Origin of the sequence: Streptomyces sp. NPDC060049 (assembly GCF_042736715.1) — a bacterium.
Taxonomy (GTDB): Bacteria; Actinomycetota; Actinomycetes; order Streptomycetales; family Streptomycetaceae; genus Streptomyces.
In genome coordinates, this window is record NZ_JBHWVV010000009.1 from 322,324 (window position 1) to 340,259 (window position 17,936).

19 protein-coding genes are annotated in these 17,936 nt (G+C 73.2%); 7 read left to right on the plus strand and 12 right to left on the minus strand.

The window, feature by feature from the left end:
• Positions 1-5 precede the first annotated feature (5 nt).
• A complete protein-coding gene (locus tag ACFWBY_RS19450; protein ID WP_385343221.1) occupies positions 6-1,160 on the plus strand; it encodes a trypsin-like peptidase domain-containing protein in 1,155 nt (384 codons plus the stop codon).
• Between the two features lie 475 nt (positions 1,161-1,635).
• Positions 1,636-1,965 carry a hypothetical protein gene (locus tag ACFWBY_RS19455; RefSeq protein WP_385343223.1) on the plus strand — a complete coding sequence of 110 codons (330 nt, stop codon included), beginning with the start codon at positions 1,636-1,638 and terminating at the stop codon, positions 1,963-1,965.
• On the opposite strand, the gene ACFWBY_RS19460 is transcribed toward ACFWBY_RS19455, so the two are convergent.
• Entirely contained in the window at positions 1,934-2,560 is a 627-nt protein-coding gene (locus tag ACFWBY_RS19460) for a YigZ family protein (RefSeq protein ID WP_385343226.1), read from the minus strand. The two genes, ACFWBY_RS19455 and ACFWBY_RS19460, sit on opposite strands and share 32 nt — an antisense overlap.
• Before the next feature lie 110 nt (positions 2,561-2,670).
• Between ACFWBY_RS19460 and ACFWBY_RS19465 the strand changes: the two genes are divergently transcribed.
• On the plus strand, positions 2,671-3,075 hold the full coding sequence (locus ACFWBY_RS19465) for a CoA-binding protein (protein ID WP_385343229.1): 405 nt from the start codon (positions 2,671-2,673) through the stop codon (positions 3,073-3,075).
• A gap of 31 nt (positions 3,076-3,106) precedes the next feature.
• On the opposite strand, the gene ACFWBY_RS19470 is transcribed toward ACFWBY_RS19465, so the two are convergent.
• Positions 3,107-3,688: a helix-turn-helix domain-containing protein gene (locus ACFWBY_RS19470; protein ID WP_385343262.1), complete on the minus strand. Its 582-nt coding sequence runs from the start codon at positions 3,686-3,688 to the stop codon at positions 3,107-3,109.
• 107 nt (positions 3,689-3,795) lie between these two features.
• On the opposite strand from ACFWBY_RS19470, the gene ACFWBY_RS19475 reads away from it, so the two are divergent.
• Entirely contained in the window at positions 3,796-4,665 is an 870-nt protein-coding gene (locus ACFWBY_RS19475) for an EamA family transporter (protein WP_385343232.1), read from the plus strand.
• Between the two features lie 159 nt (positions 4,666-4,824).
• Here ACFWBY_RS19475 and ACFWBY_RS19480 read toward each other — a convergent pair whose 3' ends face one another.
• Complete coding sequence (locus tag ACFWBY_RS19480) at positions 4,825-5,421, minus strand: GNAT family N-acetyltransferase (RefSeq protein WP_385343235.1); 597 nt, start codon at positions 5,419-5,421, stop codon at positions 4,825-4,827.
• Positions 5,418-6,158, minus strand: a complete 741-nt coding sequence (locus ACFWBY_RS19485; RefSeq protein ID WP_385343237.1) for an acyltransferase — start codon at positions 6,156-6,158, stop codon at positions 5,418-5,420. The genes ACFWBY_RS19480 and ACFWBY_RS19485 overlap by 4 nt, the downstream gene beginning before the upstream one ends.
• A gap of 124 nt (positions 6,159-6,282) precedes the next feature.
• On the opposite strand from ACFWBY_RS19485, the gene ACFWBY_RS19490 reads away from it, so the two are divergent.
• Positions 6,283-6,828 (plus strand): gamma carbonic anhydrase family protein, encoded by a 546-nt coding sequence (locus tag ACFWBY_RS19490; protein ID WP_385343240.1) that lies wholly within the window; start codon positions 6,283-6,285, stop codon positions 6,826-6,828.
• A gap of 44 nt (positions 6,829-6,872) precedes the next feature.
• On the opposite strand, the gene ACFWBY_RS19495 is transcribed toward ACFWBY_RS19490, so the two are convergent.
• The 4 genes from ACFWBY_RS19495 to ACFWBY_RS19510 all read right to left on the minus strand — a co-directional run bounded on the left by ACFWBY_RS19495 (position 6,873) and on the right by ACFWBY_RS19510 (position 11,037).
• Positions 6,873-7,550 carry a DedA family protein gene (locus ACFWBY_RS19495; protein ID WP_385343243.1) on the minus strand — a complete coding sequence of 226 codons (678 nt, stop codon included), beginning with the start codon at positions 7,548-7,550 and terminating at the stop codon, positions 6,873-6,875.
• 59 nt (positions 7,551-7,609) lie between these two features.
• Positions 7,610-10,114: a beta-glucosidase gene (locus ACFWBY_RS19500; RefSeq protein WP_385343246.1), complete on the minus strand. Its 2,505-nt coding sequence runs from the start codon at positions 10,112-10,114 to the stop codon at positions 7,610-7,612.
• A gap of 129 nt (positions 10,115-10,243) precedes the next feature.
• Positions 10,244-10,396: a DUF2191 domain-containing protein gene (locus ACFWBY_RS19505; RefSeq protein WP_385343265.1), complete on the minus strand. Its 153-nt coding sequence runs from the start codon at positions 10,394-10,396 to the stop codon at positions 10,244-10,246.
• A 188-nt stretch (positions 10,397-10,584) separates the two neighbouring features.
• The gene (locus tag ACFWBY_RS19510; protein ID WP_385343249.1) at positions 10,585-11,037 is read right to left on the minus strand and encodes a DUF4442 domain-containing protein; all 453 of its coding nucleotides are present in this window, start codon (positions 11,035-11,037) and stop codon (positions 10,585-10,587) included.
• 95 nt (positions 11,038-11,132) lie between these two features.
• On the opposite strand from ACFWBY_RS19510, the gene ACFWBY_RS19515 reads away from it, so the two are divergent.
• Together ACFWBY_RS19515 and ACFWBY_RS19520 are read left to right on the plus strand one after the other, a co-directional pair.
• The gene (locus ACFWBY_RS19515) at positions 11,133-12,215 is read left to right on the plus strand and encodes a hypothetical protein (RefSeq protein ID WP_385343252.1); all 1,083 of its coding nucleotides are present in this window, start codon (positions 11,133-11,135) and stop codon (positions 12,213-12,215) included.
• Positions 12,216-12,285: 70 nt separating this feature from the next.
• Positions 12,286-13,641, plus strand: coding sequence for an MFS transporter (locus ACFWBY_RS19520; RefSeq protein WP_385343255.1), 1,356 nt, complete (start codon positions 12,286-12,288; stop codon positions 13,639-13,641).
• Between the two features lie 74 nt (positions 13,642-13,715).
• Here ACFWBY_RS19520 and ACFWBY_RS19525 read toward each other — a convergent pair whose 3' ends face one another.
• The 4 genes from ACFWBY_RS19525 to ACFWBY_RS19540 all read right to left on the minus strand — a co-directional run bounded on the left by ACFWBY_RS19525 (position 13,716) and on the right by ACFWBY_RS19540 (position 17,898).
• Positions 13,716-14,507: a spermidine synthase gene (locus ACFWBY_RS19525; RefSeq protein ID WP_385343268.1), complete on the minus strand. Its 792-nt coding sequence runs from the start codon at positions 14,505-14,507 to the stop codon at positions 13,716-13,718.
• 82 nt (positions 14,508-14,589) lie between these two features.
• On the minus strand, positions 14,590-15,462 hold the full coding sequence (locus ACFWBY_RS19530; RefSeq protein ID WP_385343257.1) for a patatin-like phospholipase family protein: 873 nt from the start codon (positions 15,460-15,462) through the stop codon (positions 14,590-14,592).
• Positions 15,463-15,544: 82 nt separating this feature from the next.
• Positions 15,545-16,723, minus strand: a complete 1,179-nt coding sequence (gene tuf, locus ACFWBY_RS19535; RefSeq protein WP_385343259.1) for an elongation factor Tu — start codon at positions 16,721-16,723, stop codon at positions 15,545-15,547.
• Between the two features lie 458 nt (positions 16,724-17,181).
• Positions 17,182-17,898, minus strand: coding sequence for a DNA alkylation repair protein (locus ACFWBY_RS19540; protein ID WP_385342702.1), 717 nt, complete (start codon positions 17,896-17,898; stop codon positions 17,182-17,184).
• Between the last annotated feature and the right edge of the window lie 38 nt (positions 17,899-17,936).

Genomic DNA, 17,936 nt, shown 5'->3' on the forward strand with positions numbered 1-17,936 from the left:
CAGCCATGAGCGCGACACCGTATCTGCCGACCGAAGAGATCTATGCGATCGCGGATGCCGCCATGGAGGCCGAGCTGGCCGGCCAGCGGCAGCTGCTGTTCATCGGCATCACGCCGCAGTACAAGAACTTTCTGCCCGGCGCCACCGGCCCCTACCAGCAGGTGCTCTCCGACCTGAACGCGATGAACCAGGTGGAACGGCTCATCGACTCCAGCGTCCCCCTGCAGCAGTGGCTGGAGAACGCCCGCAGGCTGACCCCGGTGGCGACCGCGGTCGCCGTCTTCGACCGCGCCCTGGACACGGTGATCCGGAAGTCGACGGGCGAGCCGGACGTGGCCCCCGTGGTGTTCACCGGAGAGGCCAAAGAGGAGATCATCTTCCGGGACGACACGGTTCCGTTCCTCTTCCTGCAGGGCGGCGACGTGGCCGGCCGCGCCGTGGCCCGGATCAAGGTTCCCCCGTACCGGGGAGGCTCCCCGCAGCCCCACGCCTTTCCGCACGCAGGAACCGGCTGGCTGATCGCCCCGAACCTGCTCGTCACCAACCACCACGTGGTGACCGCGCGGAACCGCACCGGGCCCGAGGGGATCGTGGTGGACCCCGCCGACCTGCAGCTGCAGGCACAGAACTCCACGTGCCGCTTCGACTACCTGGACGACATCTCGTATAGCGAGGAGGTGCCCGGCGGCGCCCTGCTCGCCTCGGACGAGGCCCTCGACTACGCGGTCCTGCGGCTGGCGGACGGCCAGAGCGCCCCGCAGACCGTCCTGCGGGTGGCCACCGAACCGCTGAAGGTGACCAGGGACCAGCCGGTGGCGGTCAACGTCATCCAGCACCCGGGCGGCCGGCCCAAACGGATCGCCCTGCGCAACAACCTCGTCTACGAAGCGGACGAGCGGGACCTGCGCTACTTCACCGACACCCGCGCCGGCTCCTCGGGATCGCCCGTCCTCACCGATGACTGGACCGTGGTCGCGCTGCACCGCGGCGCCCGCCGGGTCGAGGACGTCAGCTTCCGGGGCAAGAGCACGGCGTTCGTGAACGTCGGCACCCAGATGAGCAGTGTCCTGCGCCACCTGCATCAGAACAGCCCCGAGGTGTACGCCGAGATCACGGCGGCACAGGCAGCGCTCGCCGGACAGATGCAACCCGAGGTGTGAGATGTCCAGCCGTTCACCCGTGGCGACCGACCCGGCGCAGGTCTTCGACGACCTGGCGGCCGTTGCCGCACGCATCCGTGACCGCCGGGACGCGGAGATCATGGAGTCCGCCGAGGATCTCCCTGGCGGAGACGCCGCCGCCCCGGCCGGGCAGATCTCGCGATTCGCCCGGGAGGAACGGGACCGGGTGCCGGCGGCGGGGCCCGGGGGCTGGAGAAGCCGGCCGAGGGCCGCGACGACGAGATCGACGAGGACGAGCACTTCGGGGTGGAGGCCATCGCCCTGCTGGAGGGCCGCCCCGCGCTGCTGGTGCAGGGCCAGGACTTCGCCACGCCGACGGACGACCGGGCGGTGCCCGACGGGCACCGCGCCCCCATCAGGGAGTCCATCGCCCGGGTCGGCCGGGTGGAGGTGACCGGGCACCCCTCCCTGGACTGGGTGGGCACCGCCTTCCCGGTCGGCCGGGAAGGCGGTGATGACCAACCGTCATGTGGCCGCCGGGTTCACCCGCAGCGACGGGAACTCCGGCTGGGTCTTCCGGTCGGGCATGACGGCCCGGGTGGACACCACGGAGGAACTACAGCTCGCAGGCGCGGCCCCGGGTGACGGCTCCTTCGAGTACGAGGTCACCGAGGTGCTGGGCATCCACCGCGAGGCGGACATGGCCTCGCGGTACCGCTGTGGGAGACGGTCGCTGCGGCGTCACCTGCTGATGGACCCCGAACCCCTCTACGCCAATGCTTCCCCGGCGTCCCTCCGGCCGCCGCGGGCGCTCAGGACGCGTAGGTCTCCCCGCCGGGGGTGAGGGTGGCGCTGCCGGCGGTGCTGTCGGCGAGCCAGGCCGCGAAGGCGGGCACGTCGGCCTCGGGCAGGGCGATCTCGATCTCCACGGCCGACCCGTAGCGCACGTCCAGCACGGTCCGGCCGGTGGAGCGCAGGTCGTTCTCGGTCTTGCCCGCCCGCTGGTGGTCGACGGTGACGGTGGCCAGCCGGTAGCGGTGGCGGGTGACGGTGCCCAGCGCGTCGAGCGCTTCGCCGACGACTCCCCCGTAGGCACGGATGAGCCCGCCGGCACCGAGCTTGACCCCTCCGTAGTAGCGGGTGACGACGGCGACGGCGTAGCGGACGTCCCTGCGCGTCAGCATCTGCAGCATCGGAACACCGGCGGTGCCGCCGGGCTCGCCGTCGTCGCTGGCCTTCTGGACGGAGGCGTCGGCGCCGATGACGTAGGCGTAGCAGTTGTGCGTGGCGGTGGGGTGCTCCTTGCGGACGCGGGCGACGAACTCCTGCGCCTCCCGCTCGGTCGCGGCGGGCGCGAGCGAGCACAGGAACCGCGAGCGGTTGATCTCCGACTCGTGCACGCCCTCACGGGCCACCGTCACGTACTGGTCTGCCTTCACCCGTCCACCCTACGGGGAATCGCACATGCGTCTTTTCTGTTGACCGACCTGGCAGTAGTCAGCGGGCGTGCGCAGCGGTACGCCCGCCCAAGCAGCAGGAGGCGGCACACGTGTACGGCGATCCGGCAACCATCCGCAAGGTCCTCACCGAGCTCGGCGACACCTGGGCCGTGGTGGGCCTGTCCAACAACGAGGACCGGGCCGCCTACCGCGTGGCACAGGTCCTGCAGCGGTACGGCAAGCGCGTGGTCCCCGTGCACCCCAAGGCCGAGACGGTCCACGGCGAGCAGGGCTACCCCTCGCTCGAGGCGGTCCCGTTCAAGGTGGACGTGGTGGACGTCTTCGTGAACAGCGCCCTGGCGGGCGCCGTCGCGGACGAGGCCGTCGCGAAGGGTGCGGAGGCGGTCTGGTTCCAGCTGAACGTGATCGACGAGGCGGCCTACGACCGCGCCCGGGCGGCCGGACTGGACATGATCATGGACCGCTGCCCGGCGATCGAGATCCCCGCGCTCTGAGGCCCGGCGCCGCGGCTCACGCCCCCGCCGGCTACCCCTGGGTGGCCACCGGGGGGATGGAGACCGCCATCGTCATCTCCATCGGGGCGGGACCCTCGTTGCGATAGGCATGCGGGGCGTCCGCCTCGAAGGAGACGGCCCCGCCGGCCGGTACGGCGTACCGGTCGTCGCCGATCACCAGCGTCAGTTCTCCCGCCGTGACGTGCAGCATCTCGAAGGTGCCGGAGGGATGCGGGTCGGAGGCGGTGCCCTCGCCGGGCTCCAGGCGGTAGGTCCACATCTCCACCGGACCGCGCCGGTCGTCGCCGAGCAGCATGCTCGCGCCGCTGCCCCCCTCGGTGGACCACATCCGCACCTCCTGCCCCGGCAGTACCACATGCACCCTGGGGCCGCGCTCGTAGTCGAGCAGCGTGGTGATGCTGACGCCGAGCGCGTCGGCCAGTTTGACCGTGGTGCCGACGCTGGGGTTCGTGCGTGCCTGCTCGATCTGGATGATCATGCCGCGACTCACCCCCGCGCGGGCGGCGAGGGCCTCCAGGGTGAAACCGCGCTCCCCGCGCCAGCGCTTGAGGTTGCGGGCCAGCGCCTGGGTGAGCTGTTCGAGGTCCGACACCATTCCGTCCAATATTTTAGATGACAGAGTCCAACAGACTGAACTATCGTGCGTCGTACTCCACCATGTACTCCACCGTTCAACGCACTGTACTGCGAGGCCCGCCAATGACCGCCCTGTTCGCCCTGGCCACAGCCGTCCTGTGGGGCCTCGCCGACTTCGGGGGCGGGCTGCTGACCCGCCGGATTCCGGCCCTCACCGTGGTGGTCGCCTCCCAGGTCCTCGCCGTCGCCGCGCTCGGCGCGGTGGTACTGGGCACCGGCGCGTGGCGGGAGGCCGGGCCGCAGCTCTGGTTCGCGGTGGGAGCGGGCCTGGTCGGGCCGGTCGCGATGCTCAGCTTCTACAAGGCCCTCGCCCTCGGCCCCATGGGGGTGGTCTCCCCGCTCGGCTCCCTCGGCGTGGTGGTACCGGTGGGCGCGGGACTGCTGCTCGGCGAGCGGCCCGGCCCCGGCCAGTTCGCCGGCATCGCGGTGGCCGTGGTCGGCATCGTCCTCGCCGGCGGGCCGGAGCTGCGCGGCGCTCCCGTCCAGCGGCAGGCGGTCGTCCTCACCCTCGTGGCGGCCTTCGGCTTCGGAGCGGTGATGGCGCTGATCGCGCCCGCCTCCTCCACCGTCCCCGGCCTGTTCCTCGCGCTCTTCGTGCAGCGCGTGACCAACGTCGCCGTCGGCGGCACCGCCCTGTGGATCCGGACCCGGCGCGGTACCCCGGCCCTCCCGGTGGGCACGGGCGGCCTGCGGCTCCTGTGGGGGCTGGCGCCGGCGCTGGCTTTCGTCGGACTCGCCGACGTCGCGGCGAACGGCACCTACTCGATCGCCGCCCAGCACGGCCCGGTCACGGTGGCCGCCGTGCTCTCCTCGCTCTACCCGGTGATCACCGCGCTCGCCGCCTTCGCCGTCCTCAAGGAACGACTGCGCACCGTCCAGGCGGCGGGCGCGGGCCTGGCCCTGGCGGGCACGGTCCTCCTCGCGGCCGGCTAAAGGCTGTCCCGTAAGCCCCGGTGGATCAGCGCGCGGCGTCAGATGCGGTGCCCCGCAAGGCGGAGGAGCGTCCGCACACCGGGCATATTCGGGCGTTCCGACAACGCGGCGAGGTGCCGTAGCTGTCGTCGTGCGCCCGCCGGGGACTACGGACAGCCCTTAGCGCGTGTTCCGAGAGTCCCGCCGGGCCTGCGCGTGCCTGACGTGCCGGTGGCCGTCCAGGGGCCAGGGTCCGGTCGCGGGAAGGATCCGGTCGAAGGCGAAGCCGGCTTTCTCCGCGACCCGGCAGGACGCCGCGTTGTCCACCTGGTGCACCAGCCCGATCCGCTCCAGGCACTCGGCCGCGAACGCCTCGAACGCCCAGGCCGTGACGGCTTCGAGGGCCCGGGAGGCGACCCCGCGGCCCCGGGCGGGTGCCGCCGTCCAGTAGCCGACCTCCGTCGAGTCCGGGTCGGCGCCGGTCCGTTTCAGCACCACACCGGCGACCAGCGCGCCGTCGTACGAGCCCTCGCGCGGGACCTCGTACACCGCGAAACCACACCGGTTCCCGTTCTCCCAGCCGATGCGCTGCTCCTCCAGCCACCGCCGCGCGTCCTCGACTCCGTCGACGTGGTGCGTCAGCCAGTGCCGCATCGCCGGATCCCGGTGCGCCTCGACGAGCGCCTCGGCGTCCGCCTCGCCCCACGGCCGCAGTACGAGTCCGGCGGCGGACGGCGTCGCGTCCACCCGGAGCACGGGCACGCTCGCGGTGCTCATTCCGTCTCCGCCAGGTCCGCCAGTGCGCGGAGCTGCTCCGGCGTCACCCCGTCGGGGATCGGGACCGGTGCCGGGGTCCGCAGGGGGGGCTGCCAGCCCGTCTCGGGCTCCCAGCGGCGCACTATCCTCGCCGGCGCGCCCGCCACCACGGCGTGGTCCGGCACGTCTCCCCGTACGACCGCCCCCGCGGCCACCACGACGTTGCGGCCCAGCCGAGCGCCGGGAAGGACCACCGCGCCCGTGCCCAGCCAGCAGCCGGGGCCGATCTCCACCGGGGCGCTGCGCGGCCACTGCTTGCCGACGGGCTCGTGCGGATCGTCGTAGCTGTGGTTGGTGGAGGTGATGTACACCCCGGGACCGCAGAAGGTGTCGTTGCCGATGGTGATCCGGGTGTCGGCGATGACGTGGCTGTCCCGGCCGATGACCACGCCGTTGCCCAGGACGAGCATCGGCTCGGCGCCGAGGTCGAGGTCCGGCATCATCCCGGCGGTGAGCGTGACCTGCTCGCCGATGATGCAGTGGTCGCCGAGTTCGATCCACGGTTCCCCGAAGACCGTGCCCTGCGGGAAGGCGAGGCGCGTGCCGTGCCCGATCGCGCGGAAGCGCAGTCCTCCCGGGGTCTGTGCGGTCACGGCGCCGGCCCGCTGCATCCAGCGCCAGCCCGCATGGACGGCGCGGCCGGCGAGCCGGCGGCGCAGGGCCGTCAGGGATGAGAACGTGTTCTGGTTCTTCGCCACCGGGTCACCGTAGCGCGCCGGATGCCCGGACCGCGCCGTGATCTTCACCCCATCTCCGGAGCCGGGTCCGGCGTGCCCTACGGTGCCCGTAGCGCGACACGACGTACCGACGGAGGAAGAGAACATGACGCAGCAGGCGGCCCAGGCACTCGTGGCGGGTGTCGGCGGGAAGAACCCCGAGATCGACCCCACGGCGTTCACCGCTCCCACCTCCGTCGTGGTCGGCGACGTCACCCTGGCCGCGGGCTCGAGCATCTGGTATTCGGCGGTGCTCCGCGCGGACTGCGGACCGATCACCCTCGGCGCCGACAGCAACGTGCAGGACAACTGCACCGTGCACGTGGATCCCGGCTTCCCGGTCTCCATCGGCGAGCGCGTCTCCATCGGCCACAACGCCGTCGTGCACGGCTGCACGGTCGAGGACGACTGCCTCATCGGGATGGGCGCCACCGTCCTGAACGGCGCGGTGATCGGCGCCGGCTCGCTGGTGGCGGCCCAGGCCCTGGTCCCGCAGGGCATGGTGGTCCCGCCCGGCTCGCTGGTCGCCGGCGTTCCGGCGAAGGTGCGGCGCGAGCTGACCGCGGAGGAGCGCGAGGGCATCAAGGTCAACGCCCTCATGTACACCGAGCTGGCCGGGCAGCACCGCGCCTCGGTGACCCCGGACGCGTAAAGCGCCTCTCCCCGCCCTCCCTCAGGGGGCGGGGGACGGGCCGATCAGTCGGCGAGCACGGCAGGAGCGGCCGGAGCAGGCTCCGGGTCCGGAGCGGCGGTCTCGGCACGCGCCGCCGCGGCCGCCTTCTTCATCCGCCCGCGCACGACCACCGTCACCCCGATCCCGAAGAGCAGCGCCAGCGCGAGAGCCACCCACGAGAAGCCCTTCAGCCACGGTTCGGCGACGATCCCGATCGAGTAGATCACTGCCGTCGTGCCGCCCGCCCACAGGATCCCGCCGAGGACGTTGGCGATCAGGAACCGCCAGTAGGGCATGTGCAGCACGCCCGCCAGCGGCCCCGCGAAGATCCGCAGCAGTGCCACGAACCGCCCGAAGAAGACGGCCCACATGCCCCATTTGTCGAAGGAGCGCTCCGCGACGGCCACCTGGTCCGGCCCGAAGTGCTTGGGGAAGCGCCGTCCCAGCCGTTCCAGCAGCGGTTTGCCGCCCCTGCGCCCGATCGCGTAGCCGATCGAGTCGCCCACGATCGCCCCGGTCGTCGCGCAGACGCCCAGCACCACGGGGTCGATGTGCCCCTGCTGCGAGGCCAGCAGCGCCGAGCTGACCAGGACGATCTCCCCGGGCAGCGGAATCCCGAGGCTCTCGATCCCGATGACGAGCCCCACCAGGAGGTAGATGCTGACCGCCGGAATCGTCTCCAGCCATTCCTGGATGTGCACCGGTACGTCCTCCAAAGTCCTCCGCCGGCCCGCCCCCTGTGACAGGCCGAACGGGCAGCCTATCCCGTCGCCACCACAGCCTTGGCCCGCAGCGGCAGTTCGCGCGAGGAACGGCCCGCGAACACCTCGCGACGGCCGGTTCCCAGCACCCACGCGTCCCGCTCCGGGTCCCAGGACGACAGCGTGCGGGCGTCGATGTCCAGGACGACCCGCTGCGCCTGGCCGGGCGCGAGGGTGAGCCGCCGGTAGCCGGCCAGTGCCCGCACCGGCTGGTCCAGTTTCAGGTCCGGGGACCGGCCCACGTACACCTGGGCCACCTCGGTGCCCTTGCGCCGCCCGGTGTTGCGCACGGTGAATTCCACGCGCAGCCCGCCGCTCCGGCCATGGGCTCCGCCCGGTCGGACCGTGAGCTTCTCGTACTCCCACGTCGTGTACGAGAGTCCGTGCCCGAACGGGAAGAGGGGAGCCACACGCTGCGCGTCGTACCAGCGGTGGCCCACGTGGACGCCCTCGGAGTACTCCTGGCGCCCGCCCACTCCCGGGTAGCGCGTCAGGTCCGCTCCCACCGGGCTCGCGCGCTCGTCGGCCGGGAAGGTCTGGGTGAGCCGGCCGCCCGGGTCCGCGTCACCGAAGAGCACCTCGGCGGTGGCGCCGGCGCCCTCCTGGCCCGGGTAGTACATCTGGAGGACCGCTCCGGTGCGGGGCAGCCACGGCATCGTCGTACTGGAGGAGGTGTTGAGCACCACCGTGGTGCGCGGATTGGCGGAGGCCACCGCCTCGATCAGCGCGGCCTGGCCGCCCGGAAGCCCCAGCGACGTGCGGTCGCTGCCCTCGGTGGCGTCCTCGTAGGCGAACAGCACCACGCTGCGGGCCGCCCGGGCTGTCTTCACCGCCTCGGCGAGGTCGGCTGCCCGGGTGGCCTTCGTGGTGTGCCGCAGCCGCAGCCGCTGTCCCCTCGGTCCGCCTTCGGCGCTGACGGCGAGCCGGTGGACGCCCGCCTTGAGCGCGAGCGTGCGGCGGCGGACGGTGAGCCCGTCGGGCGCGGTGCCCAGGAGTCCGCCGGTGAAGTACTCGGCCACGCCCTGGCGCACGGGGAACAGCTCCTCCCCGTCGAGCCGGACGCTCGGCCGCTTCTCGGTGTAGTGGATCAGCAGGGTCCACTCGTCGTCGGCCGTCAGCCGGAAGGTCCCCGCGTAGGTCCAGGTCCGTCCCGCGTCCACGCTCCGGTCGTCGAGGGCGGCGGCGGGGGTCAGCAGCCGCGCCGGCAGCGGGCGCCCGTACAGGTCCTCGCCGAGCGCGTAGCCGACCGTGGAGCCCTTCCCGGCCCGCTGCCGGATCGCGGCGAGGGGTCCCGCGGCCTTGTCCGGGACCACGTGGGCGCTGCCGCCGCCGCTGACGAAGGGGGTCTGCCCGGTCGGGCCGATGACGGCGACCGAGCGGGCCGCGGCTCCCGTCAGCGGCAGCGTCGCGCGCTCGTTGCGGAGCAGGACCGCGCCGGCCACGGCCACCTGGCGGGCGACCCCGGCCCCGGCCGCCGCGTCCCGGGCCGGCCGGGCGGCGGGGCGCTCGGCGAGCAGCCCGAAGCGGTCCATCGTGACCAGGATCCGGCGGACCGCGAGGTCCACGGCGCTCTCGTGGACGGAGCCGCCGCGCACGGCCTCGCGCAGCGGGGCGCCGTAGTGGGTACCGCCCGGCAACTCCATGTCGAGTCCGGCGCCGATCGAGGCGACGGTGCTGTGGACGGCGTCCCGGTCGGACACCACCCAGCCGTCGAACCCCCAGCGCCCGCGGAGCAGTTCGTCAAGGAGCGGCTTGCTCTCGCAGGCGTAGACGCCGTTGACCTTGTTGCAGGCGCCCGCGACAGCCCCCGCGCCGGCGGCCACCGCGGCCTCGAAGCCCCGTAGCTCCGTCTCGTGGAGGGTCTGATCGGTCGCGATCGCATCGACGGTGTCGCGGCCCTTCTCCTGGTTGTTGAGGGCGAAGTGCTTGACGGCGGCGATGAGTCCCTCGTCCTGGATGCCCCGGACGACCTCGGCCACCAGGTCGGCCGTGAGCTTCGGGTCCTCCGAGAAGGCTTCGAAGTTCCGTCCGGCGTACGGGGTGCGGATGAGGTTGGCCATCGGCGAGAGCACGACGTCCTGGCCGAGCGCGCGGCCCTCCCGTCCGATGACCCGGCCGTATTCGCGTGCCAGCGCCGGGTCGAAGGCGGAGGCGAGCAGGACGGGCGCGGGCAGGGCGGTGGCGTGTTCGGTGACGCGGATCCCGGCGGGCCCGTCCGCGAGGCGGAGCGCGGGGATGCCCAGGCGCGGGATGCCGGGCACGTAGCCGGCCTGGCCGAGCGGAGTGGGGTCCGGTCCGCCGTGCAGCAGGACGGTCTTCTCCTCCAGGGTGAGCCGCTCCAGGAGACCGTCGATCCGGGCGGCGGCGGCCCGGGGAGCGGCGGCGGCGACGGCCCTACGGGGCTGCGTGCCGGGTGGCGGAGCCGGTACGCAGCCGGCGGCGCCGACGGCGGCCACCGCGCCGAGGAGGCTCATGGCACGGCGTCTGGACACGGCCTCGCTCACGGGGCGCTCCCTGCGGCGCGGGCATCGGCGTCGGAGGCGGGAGCGGCCCGCGCCGGACCGCTCCCGCCGCCCACTGTGCTCCGGGGTCCGCGCGGGTCCGCCTCAGGCGCGCCACCGGCCCGCCGAGGTTCAGCCCTGCGGCGGCTGTTGCACGATGTCGGCGTTCCGCCGGGGCTCGTCCTGGCGCTGGACCCGGGCCTCGGTGCGGTGGCCGCGCTCGATGTAGTCGCGAACGACGGCCTCCACGGCGTCCTGGGGCGAACCCACGCCGGCGAGGACCATCACCTCCACCACGAGCTCGGCGTCGAGACTGATGCTGACCTTGGCCCGGCCTGTCACGGGACCCCCTCCATCCGTTGTGGGAGGGACTCTAGACCCGGTCGACCTTCCCGGCCACGGCGCCGGCGCTGCGGCCGGGACCGTGTGCCGGGTCGCGGCGCGGCGTCACTCGCCGCCGCGCGCCGTCCGCGTCACGCGTTGGGGCGCAGCGTCCACACGACGACCATCTCGCCCGTCACGGCCTCGTCCTCGCGCTGGATGGCGATGGTGACGGGGAACTCGGGGCGGCCGCCCGCGTCGAGTTCGGCGACGACCTCGGCGGCCGGGCGGCCGAGGGTGGCGGTCGCCGTCACGACGCCCTTGGCGAGCTTCTTGTAGCCGATCTCGGCCTTGACCGCGAGGGGTACCGCGCGCGAGAGCTGGTCGCCGAAGGCGGCCAGGACGATCGCGCCGCTCGCGGACTCGGCCAGCGTGAACATGGCGCCGGCGTGCGGGCCGCCGAGGTGGTTGTGGAAGTCGGGCTGGTCCGGCAGCCGGACGACCGCACGCTCGGGGGTGGTCTCCAGGAACTGGAGGTTCAGGGTCTTGGCCATCGGCACGGTCGCGGCGAGCAGTTCGCCCACGTTCATCTGTTCAGCGCTCATGAGGCCCGATGTTACCCACGAGTAGAAGGCGTTGGCCATACCCGCACGGGGGCGGCCGTGGCTCCCGGCCCCGCCTCCCACTATCGTTACCGGCCATGTGGCCAGGACAGCAGCAGCCGCCCGGGGGAGAACAAAACCCTCAGGACGCGCATCAGAACCCGTACCAGCAGCAGCCGGGAACGCCGAACCCGTACCAGCAGCAGCCGGCGGCGCCGTACGGCGAGCAGCAGCAGCCCGGGCCCGGCTACGGGTACCCGCAGCAGCAGCCCGCCCCCCAGCAGTGGGCCCAGCCCCCGACCGTCCCCGTACCGCAGTGGGGGGGCACGCCGCCGCCCGGCGCGCCCCGGCCTCCTCGCAGCGGGAGCCCGTTCTCGACCAAGACCGTGGCCATCGTGGCGGCCTCGGCCGTCGCCGTGACGGCGCTCGCCACCGGCGCGTTCGTCCTGACCCGGGATGACGGGACCACCGACCAGGCGGACGACAAGCCGAGCAACTCGCCCTCCGCCCCGGCCTCCTCCGGGGCCTCCTCCGGGGCGTCCGCCCCGGCGAGCCCCGGCGCCAACCCGCGCGGCGGCGCCGACGCCAAGCCGGTCATCCCGGGCTGGAAGGTCGTCATCAACCCGAAGCACGGCACCGCCTTCGACGTGCCGCCCGAGTGGAACGTCCTGTCCTCGGGCACGTCCACCGGTTTCGAGGACGAGTCCAAGAACGACGGCTCCCCCCTCGTCATGATGGGAGCGCCCGCCTTCCTCAAGGAGGACTGGTGCAAGGTCGACTCCAACAAGGACGGCAAGGAGGAGTCCACCTCACTGGCGGGCTCCGGCACCAAGGGCGGCCAGGGCGCCAAGGACACCGCCGAGGCCGCGCGCAACGAGGCCGGCAACTGGGTCTTCGCCTCCTACGCGCAGAAGGCGCCCAAGGGCACCACCAAGGTCTCCGAGGCGAAGGAGTACACCACCGCCTCCGGACTCAAGGGCCACATGGCGACCGCCACCGTGTCCGGCCTGCCGAAGGAGAACAAGTGCTCCTCCGACGGCAAGTCCATCGCCTTCAGCTTCACCACCGCCAAGGGTGACCTCTCCACCTGGGTCCTCTACGGCGCCGCGGGCGTCGAGGGCGAAGTGAGCAAGGAGACCTACGAGAAGATCCTGAGCAGCGTCCGCCTCAACACCGGCTGATCTCCCACGCACTCCCTCCCGGGCCGGTTATCCGTTTGGATTCCCGGCTCGGGGCGGGGATAGTCCGTGGGTGAGCTCTCCCTCCTCCCCCTCCCCCGAAGCCTCCCGTTCCGCCGGTATCCGGCGCCGCCCGGCCTGGGCCGGCCGCAACTACACCCTGCTGACGGGTGCGGCCGTCGTCACGAACCTCGGGAGCCACGGAGCGCTCATCGCGTCCTCCTTCGCCGTCCTCGAAGCGGGCGGCTCCGCCGGCGACGTCGGCCTGGTGGCCGCCGCCCGCACGCTGCCGCTCGTCCTCTTCCTGCTCATCGGCGGAGCCCTCGCCGACCGCATACCCCGCCACCACGTCATGGTCGCGGCCAATGCCCTGAACTGTCTCTCGCAGGCCGCCTTCGCCGTCCTCGTCCTGGCCGGCGACCCGCAGTTGTGGCAGATGATGCTGCTCACCGCGCTGTGCGGCACCGGTACGGCCTTCTTCAACCCGGCCGCCGAGGGCATGCTCCTGTCCAGCGTCTCCGGCGAGCACGCCAACCGCGCCTTCGCGCTCTTCCGCATGGCGATGAACGGCGCCGGCATCGGCGGAGCCGCCCTCGGCGGAGCCATGATCGCCGCGATGGGCCCGGGCTGGGTGCTCGCCGTGGACGCGGCCGCCTTCGCCGTCGCCGGAGCCCTGCGGGCCTTCCTCGACGTCGGCCACGTCGCCGACCGGGCTCCCGGCGGCGGCCTGCTGGCCGATCTGCGCGAGGGCTGGACGGAGGTCAAGACCCGACCCTGGTTGTGGAGCATCGTGCTCCAGTTCTCCGTCGTCGTGGCCGTCGTCGGCGCCGCCGAGGCGGTCTACGGGCCCCTCGTCGCCCGGGACCGTCTGGGCGGGGCGGCTCCCTGGGGCTTGGCCCTGGCCTTCTTCGGCCTCGGCACCATCGGCGGGGCGATCCTGATGATGCTGTGGAAGCCGCGCCGGCTACTGCTGGTCGGAACCCTGTGCGTGTTCCCGCTGGCGCTCCCCTCGGCGGGTCTGGCGGTTCCGCTGCCGGTGTGGGGCCTGTGCGCGGTGATGTTCGTGAGCGGCACGGCCATCGAGGTGTTCGGCGTGAGCTGGATGACGACGATGCACCAGGAGATCCCCGAGGAGAAGTTCTCCCGGGTCTCCGCCTACGACTGGTTCGGCTCGGTCTCGATGCTCCCGCTGGCCACGGCCGTCGCCGGCCCGGTCGAGTCCGCCGTCGGCCGCACCTCGGCCCTCTGGGGCTGCGCGGCCCTGGTCGTGCTGGTCACCGCGGCCGTCCTCCTAGTCCCGGACGTCCGCCACATGACGCGCAAACCGTCCAAGTCCAGCCCCGCGCAATCCATCCCCCCCAGCCCCGCCTCTCCCGCCGAACCCGCCTGCCCCGCCAGCCCCGCCTCCTCTTCCTCCGCCGGCGGTTGAGCCCCTTCTGCCCCGCCGGCGTCTGAGGAGCGGGGTCCGGGCGGAGCCCCGGGAAACATCGGGGGCGCCCGCCCTCAGCCCAGGCTGAACGCCCCGGCCGGCGGCTCGGGCGACGCCACCGCGTCGGCGTCGCCCACGGGCCGGGCCCCCCGCATCAGGCGCGCCAGAGCCGGCCCCGCCTCCACCCGCGCGGGAAACGCGTCGGCGGCGCACGCACGCGAGAGCCCCGCCACGGGCAATTCCCCGTCCGAAGCCAAGAGCACCGCGTTGCCGAACCTCCGCCCCCGGAGCACCCCCGGCTCCGCGACCAGCGCCAGCTCGCCGAAGACCGCCCCGAAATTCGCCAGCTGCCCCCGCAGGAACGCGAACGGCGCCCCGTCGGCCAGGTTCGCCACGTAGACGCCGCCGGGCCGCAGTACGCGCGCCACCTCCCGCGCGTACTCCACGGAGGTCAGCGAAGCCGGCACCCTGGATCCCCCGAAGACGTCCCCCACCACCACGTCCGCGCTCGCGGCCGCGGCCGCCTCCAGCCACGCCCGCGCGTCGGCGACGTGCACGGTGATCCCGCTCCCCGCCGCCACCGGCAGGAACTCTGCGACCAGCGACACCAGCCCGCCGTCGAACTCGACCACGTCCTGCCGCGACCCGGGCCGGGTCGCCGCCGCGTACCTCGGCAGCGTCAGCGCGCCGCCCCCGAGGTGGAGCAGGTCCAGCCCGCTCCCCGGCCCGGCGACGTGGTCCAGTACGTGCGCGAGGCGCCGTACGTACTCGAACTCCAGGTGCTCCGGGTCGTCGAGGTCCACGTACGACTGCGGGGCCCCGTCCACCGTCAGCAGCCAGGCCCGCTCCCGGTCGACGTCCGGCATCAGCTTGGCGGTGCCCTGGGCCACGTCCCGGATCACCGGGATCTGTTCGTCACTCACCGCACCATTGTCGGGCCGCCCGCTGTCAGGCCGCCCCGCCCGCCCAGATCTCCGCCGCCCGCTCCACGTGCACCGTTGCCTGCGCGAGCCCCGCCCGGGCGGCCGGGTCGCGCCGGGCCGGGTCCAGCACGTTGCGCCCGAACACCTTGCGGGCCTCCGGCGAGGGGGTGATCAGCAGGACCTTCGCCCCCGCCGCCCGCAACCGCGCGGCCTGGGACGCCGGCGAGGGGATGAGCCCGGACCCCATGGACATCGGTGCGAGGATCACCACCCGTGCGTAGCCGGAGGCGAGGTCGGCGTTGGTGGCGGAGCGGATCCCGCCGTCGATGAACCGCCGCCCCGCGACCGTCACGGGCGGCCACACCCCCGGTACGGCGCAGCTCGCCGACACGGCGTCGACCAGTCCGGCGCCGCTCCCCCGCTCGAAGGCGGCGAGCTCGCCGGTCAGCGCGTCGACCGCCGTGACGACGAGCCGCCGCTCGGGCCAGGCGTGCGAGACCAGCCGGGCCTCCAGCACCTTGCGGCGCTCCGCTTCCGGCCCCGTGGCTGCGGCGAGCGCGATGGCGCCTACCCGCCGGCGGTAGGCCTCCGCGTCGCGCGAGCGCACCATCGCGACGGCGTACCGCGCGATCAGGGAGGCCCGCAGCCTCGCGGTGAGCTCCCCGCGGGCGTCGCCGAGCTGGCGCTCGTACAGCTCCTGCGGGGTGAGCGCCCCGGAGGTGAGCTGCGCGCCGACGACCGAGCCGGCCGAGGTCCCGACGACCAGGTCGGCGTCGAAGAGGTCGACGCCCGCGCGGGCGAGCCCGTACAGGATTCCGGCCTCCCAGCCCACGCCGGTCAGCCCGCCCCCGCCGAGCACCAGCGCCGTGCCCTTGCCGTCCGCGCCGCCGTCGTCCATGAACCGCTCCCTCCCCGCGTACTAGTGGTGACGGCAGTCTGGCGCAACCCGACCACCGCCACCACCAAGGGGTGCCGCCCGGCTACCCGACCTCGATCACCGTGCCCGCTCCGACGGTGCGACCGCCCTCACGGATCGCGAAACCGAGCCCGCTCTCCAGCGGGACGTCCCGTCCGAGCTCGACGGTCATGGTGACCGTGTCCCCCGGCCGGGCCACACCCGTCTCGCCCAGGTCCACGTCGCCCACCACGTCGGCGGTGCGGATGTAGAACTGCGGCCGGTAGCCGGAGGCCACCGCCGTGGTGCGGCCGCCCTCCCGGGCGGACAGGACGTACACCCGGGCCGTGAAGCGCCTGGTGGGCACGAGGCTGCCGGGCGCGGCCACCACGTGACCCCGGCGCACCGCGTCGCGCGGCACCCCGCGCAGCAGCAGCGCGACGTTGTCCCCGGCCTCGGCGGACTCCATCGGCTTCCCGAAGGTCTCCAGTCCGGTGACCACAGACTCCACGGGCTCGCCGTCGCCGCCGAGCAGGCTGACGCGGTCGCCCGTGCGGACGGTGCCGCGCTCGACGGCGCCGGTGACGACGGTCCCGCGGCCGGTGATGGTGAGCACGTTCTCCACCGGCATCAGGAACGGCGCGTCCGTGTACCGCACGGGCATCGGCACGTAGGTGTCCACGGCGTCGAGCAGGGCCAGGATCGCCGAGGTCCAGCGCGGGTCGCCCTCCAGCGCCCCGAGCCCGGAGACCCGTACGACCGGGGCGGTGTCGCCGCCGTAGCCGTTCGCGGTGAGCAGCTCGCGCACCTCCAGTTCGACCAGGTCGGTGAGCTCGGGGTCCCCGGCGTCGGCCTTGTTGAGCGCGACGACGATGTGGTCGACGCCGACCTGCCGGGCGAGGAGCACGTGCTCGGCGGTCTGCGGCATGACCCCGTCCAGCGCGGAGACGACGAGGATCGCCCCGTCGAGCTGGGCCGCGCCGGTGACCATGTTCTTGACGTAGTCGGCGTGGCCGGGCATGTCGACGTGCGCGTAGTGCCGGGTGTCGGTCTCGTACTCGACGTGCGTGAGGTTGATGGTGATGCCGCGCCGGGCCTCCTCGGGGGCCCGGTCGATGCGGTCGAACGGCACGAAGGAGGCGCCGCCCCGCTCGGCGAGAACCTTGGTGATCGCGGCGGTCAGCGTCGTCTTGCCGTGGTCGACGTGACCCATGGTGCCGATGTTGAGGTGCGGCTTGGTGCGCACGAAGGCCGTCTTGGCCATGATGTCTTCCCGTGTGATCCGAAGCTGGAATACGGGACCCCCGGAGCGAACCGACCCTCCCCCTGTGGGGTCCGCCGGACGATCCGGGAAGGGTCAGCTTCGTGCGCCGCCGAATGCGGGTGCGCCCGCGGCGAGTTCCGCGAGGACGGCAGCCTCCGGCGCGTCCGCGACTGCGGACGGCGCTGCGGGGAAGGCGTGCCTGGTCATGGGGACGATCCTGCCGGAGGCGGTTCGGCCCGTCGAATGATTTTTGGCCGACCGGCGTTCTGGCCGAGGGCTCCGGCCGGGAAGGATCGCCTAGTGCTGTGGCCGGGAAGGTTTGCCGGGTCGCGGCGTCCGGTGCGGTGCATCGCAAGGCGGAGGACCGCGGCTCGTACTGGACGTACTTCCGTGGTCCGACAACGCGGCGAGGTGCCGTGCCGGGCGTCGCGACCCGGTGAACCTTTCCGGCCACAGCACTAGACGTTCTTGAGTGCCTCGCGCACCGAGAGAGGCGACAGCGACTCCCGCTCGGTGGCCACGAAGGCGCGTACCGCGCCGGGGTCCGTCTTCGCGTACTCGCGCAGGGACCAGCCGATGGCCTTGCGGACGAAGAAGTCGGGGTGGCCGCCCTGGCGGCGGCAGTACGCGAAGAGCCGATCGGCGTCGGTCGCGGACTTGTACCGGAGCTGGTGCAGGAGCGCGGTGCGGGCCACCCACAGGTCGTCGTCGCCGATCCACTCGTCCATGACGGCGGTGAGCGAGGGGTCGGCCGCCACCAGCGGGCCGACCGTGTGCGCGGCGAGCGTGTCGACGGTGTCCCACCAGGGGACGGTGGTGATCAGCTGCCGGACGAGGGGGAGGAAGCCGGAGGAGCAGCGCGCGACGTGCCGGCGCAGGTAGTCGGCGGCGAAGTAGTGGTACTCGCGCTCCGGAAGCTCCCAGCAGCGCAGTGCGAGCGCGACGCAGTCCGCCTCGTCCGGTTTCGGGGTGTTCTTGGTCACGGCCCGCGACAGCTCGCGCCGCAGCGGGGTGCGGATCCCGAGGAAGGGAGCGACGCCCTTCATGTAGGCGGCCATGTGCGTGGCCTGCCCCGCGTCGGCGGCCGCGCCGAAGGACCGCACCAGGCGCTCCGCCAGCAGCTCCGCGAGGGGGCTGTGCGGAACCGGCGGACACCGCTGGACGGTCGGCTGCATGAGGTCCAGATTACGGCGCGCGCGACGAGGGGTCGGTT

Excerpts from the sequence above, each read along its gene's own strand:
- ACFWBY_RS19490 (WP_385343240.1), top strand. The coding sequence starts at position 6,283 with ATGACGCAGCAGGCGGCCCAGGCACTCGTGGCGGGTGTCGGCGGGAAG.
- ACFWBY_RS19475 (WP_385343232.1), top strand. The coding sequence starts at position 3,796 with ATGACCGCCCTGTTCGCCCTGGCCACAGCCGTCCTGTGGGGCCTCGCC.
- ACFWBY_RS19450 (WP_385343221.1), top strand. The coding sequence starts at position 6 with ATGAGCGCGACACCGTATCTGCCGACCGAAGAGATCTATGCGATCGCG.
- ACFWBY_RS19480 (WP_385343235.1), bottom strand. The coding sequence starts at position 5,421 with ATGAGCACCGCGAGCGTGCCCGTGCTCCGGGTGGACGCGACGCCGTCC.
- tuf (WP_385343259.1), bottom strand. The coding sequence starts at position 16,723 with ATGGCCAAGACGGCCTTCGTGCGCACCAAGCCGCACCTCAACATCGGC.
- ACFWBY_RS19515 (WP_385343252.1), top strand. The coding sequence starts at position 11,133 with ATGTGGCCAGGACAGCAGCAGCCGCCCGGGGGAGAACAAAACCCTCAG.
- ACFWBY_RS19530 (WP_385343257.1), bottom strand. The coding sequence starts at position 15,462 with ATGGACGACGGCGGCGCGGACGGCAAGGGCACGGCGCTGGTGCTCGGC.
- ACFWBY_RS19540 (WP_385342702.1), bottom strand. The coding sequence starts at position 17,898 with ATGCAGCCGACCGTCCAGCGGTGTCCGCCGGTTCCGCACAGCCCCCTC.
- ACFWBY_RS19510 (WP_385343249.1), bottom strand. The coding sequence starts at position 11,037 with ATGAGCGCTGAACAGATGAACGTGGGCGAACTGCTCGCCGCGACCGTG.
- ACFWBY_RS19505 (WP_385343265.1), bottom strand. The coding sequence starts at position 10,396 with ATGGTCCTCGCCGGCGTGGGTTCGCCCCAGGACGCCGTGGAGGCCGTC.
- ACFWBY_RS19455 (WP_385343223.1), top strand. The coding sequence starts at position 1,636 with ATGACCAACCGTCATGTGGCCGCCGGGTTCACCCGCAGCGACGGGAAC.
- ACFWBY_RS19525 (WP_385343268.1), bottom strand. The coding sequence starts at position 14,507 with ATGCCGGACGTCGACCGGGAGCGGGCCTGGCTGCTGACGGTGGACGGG.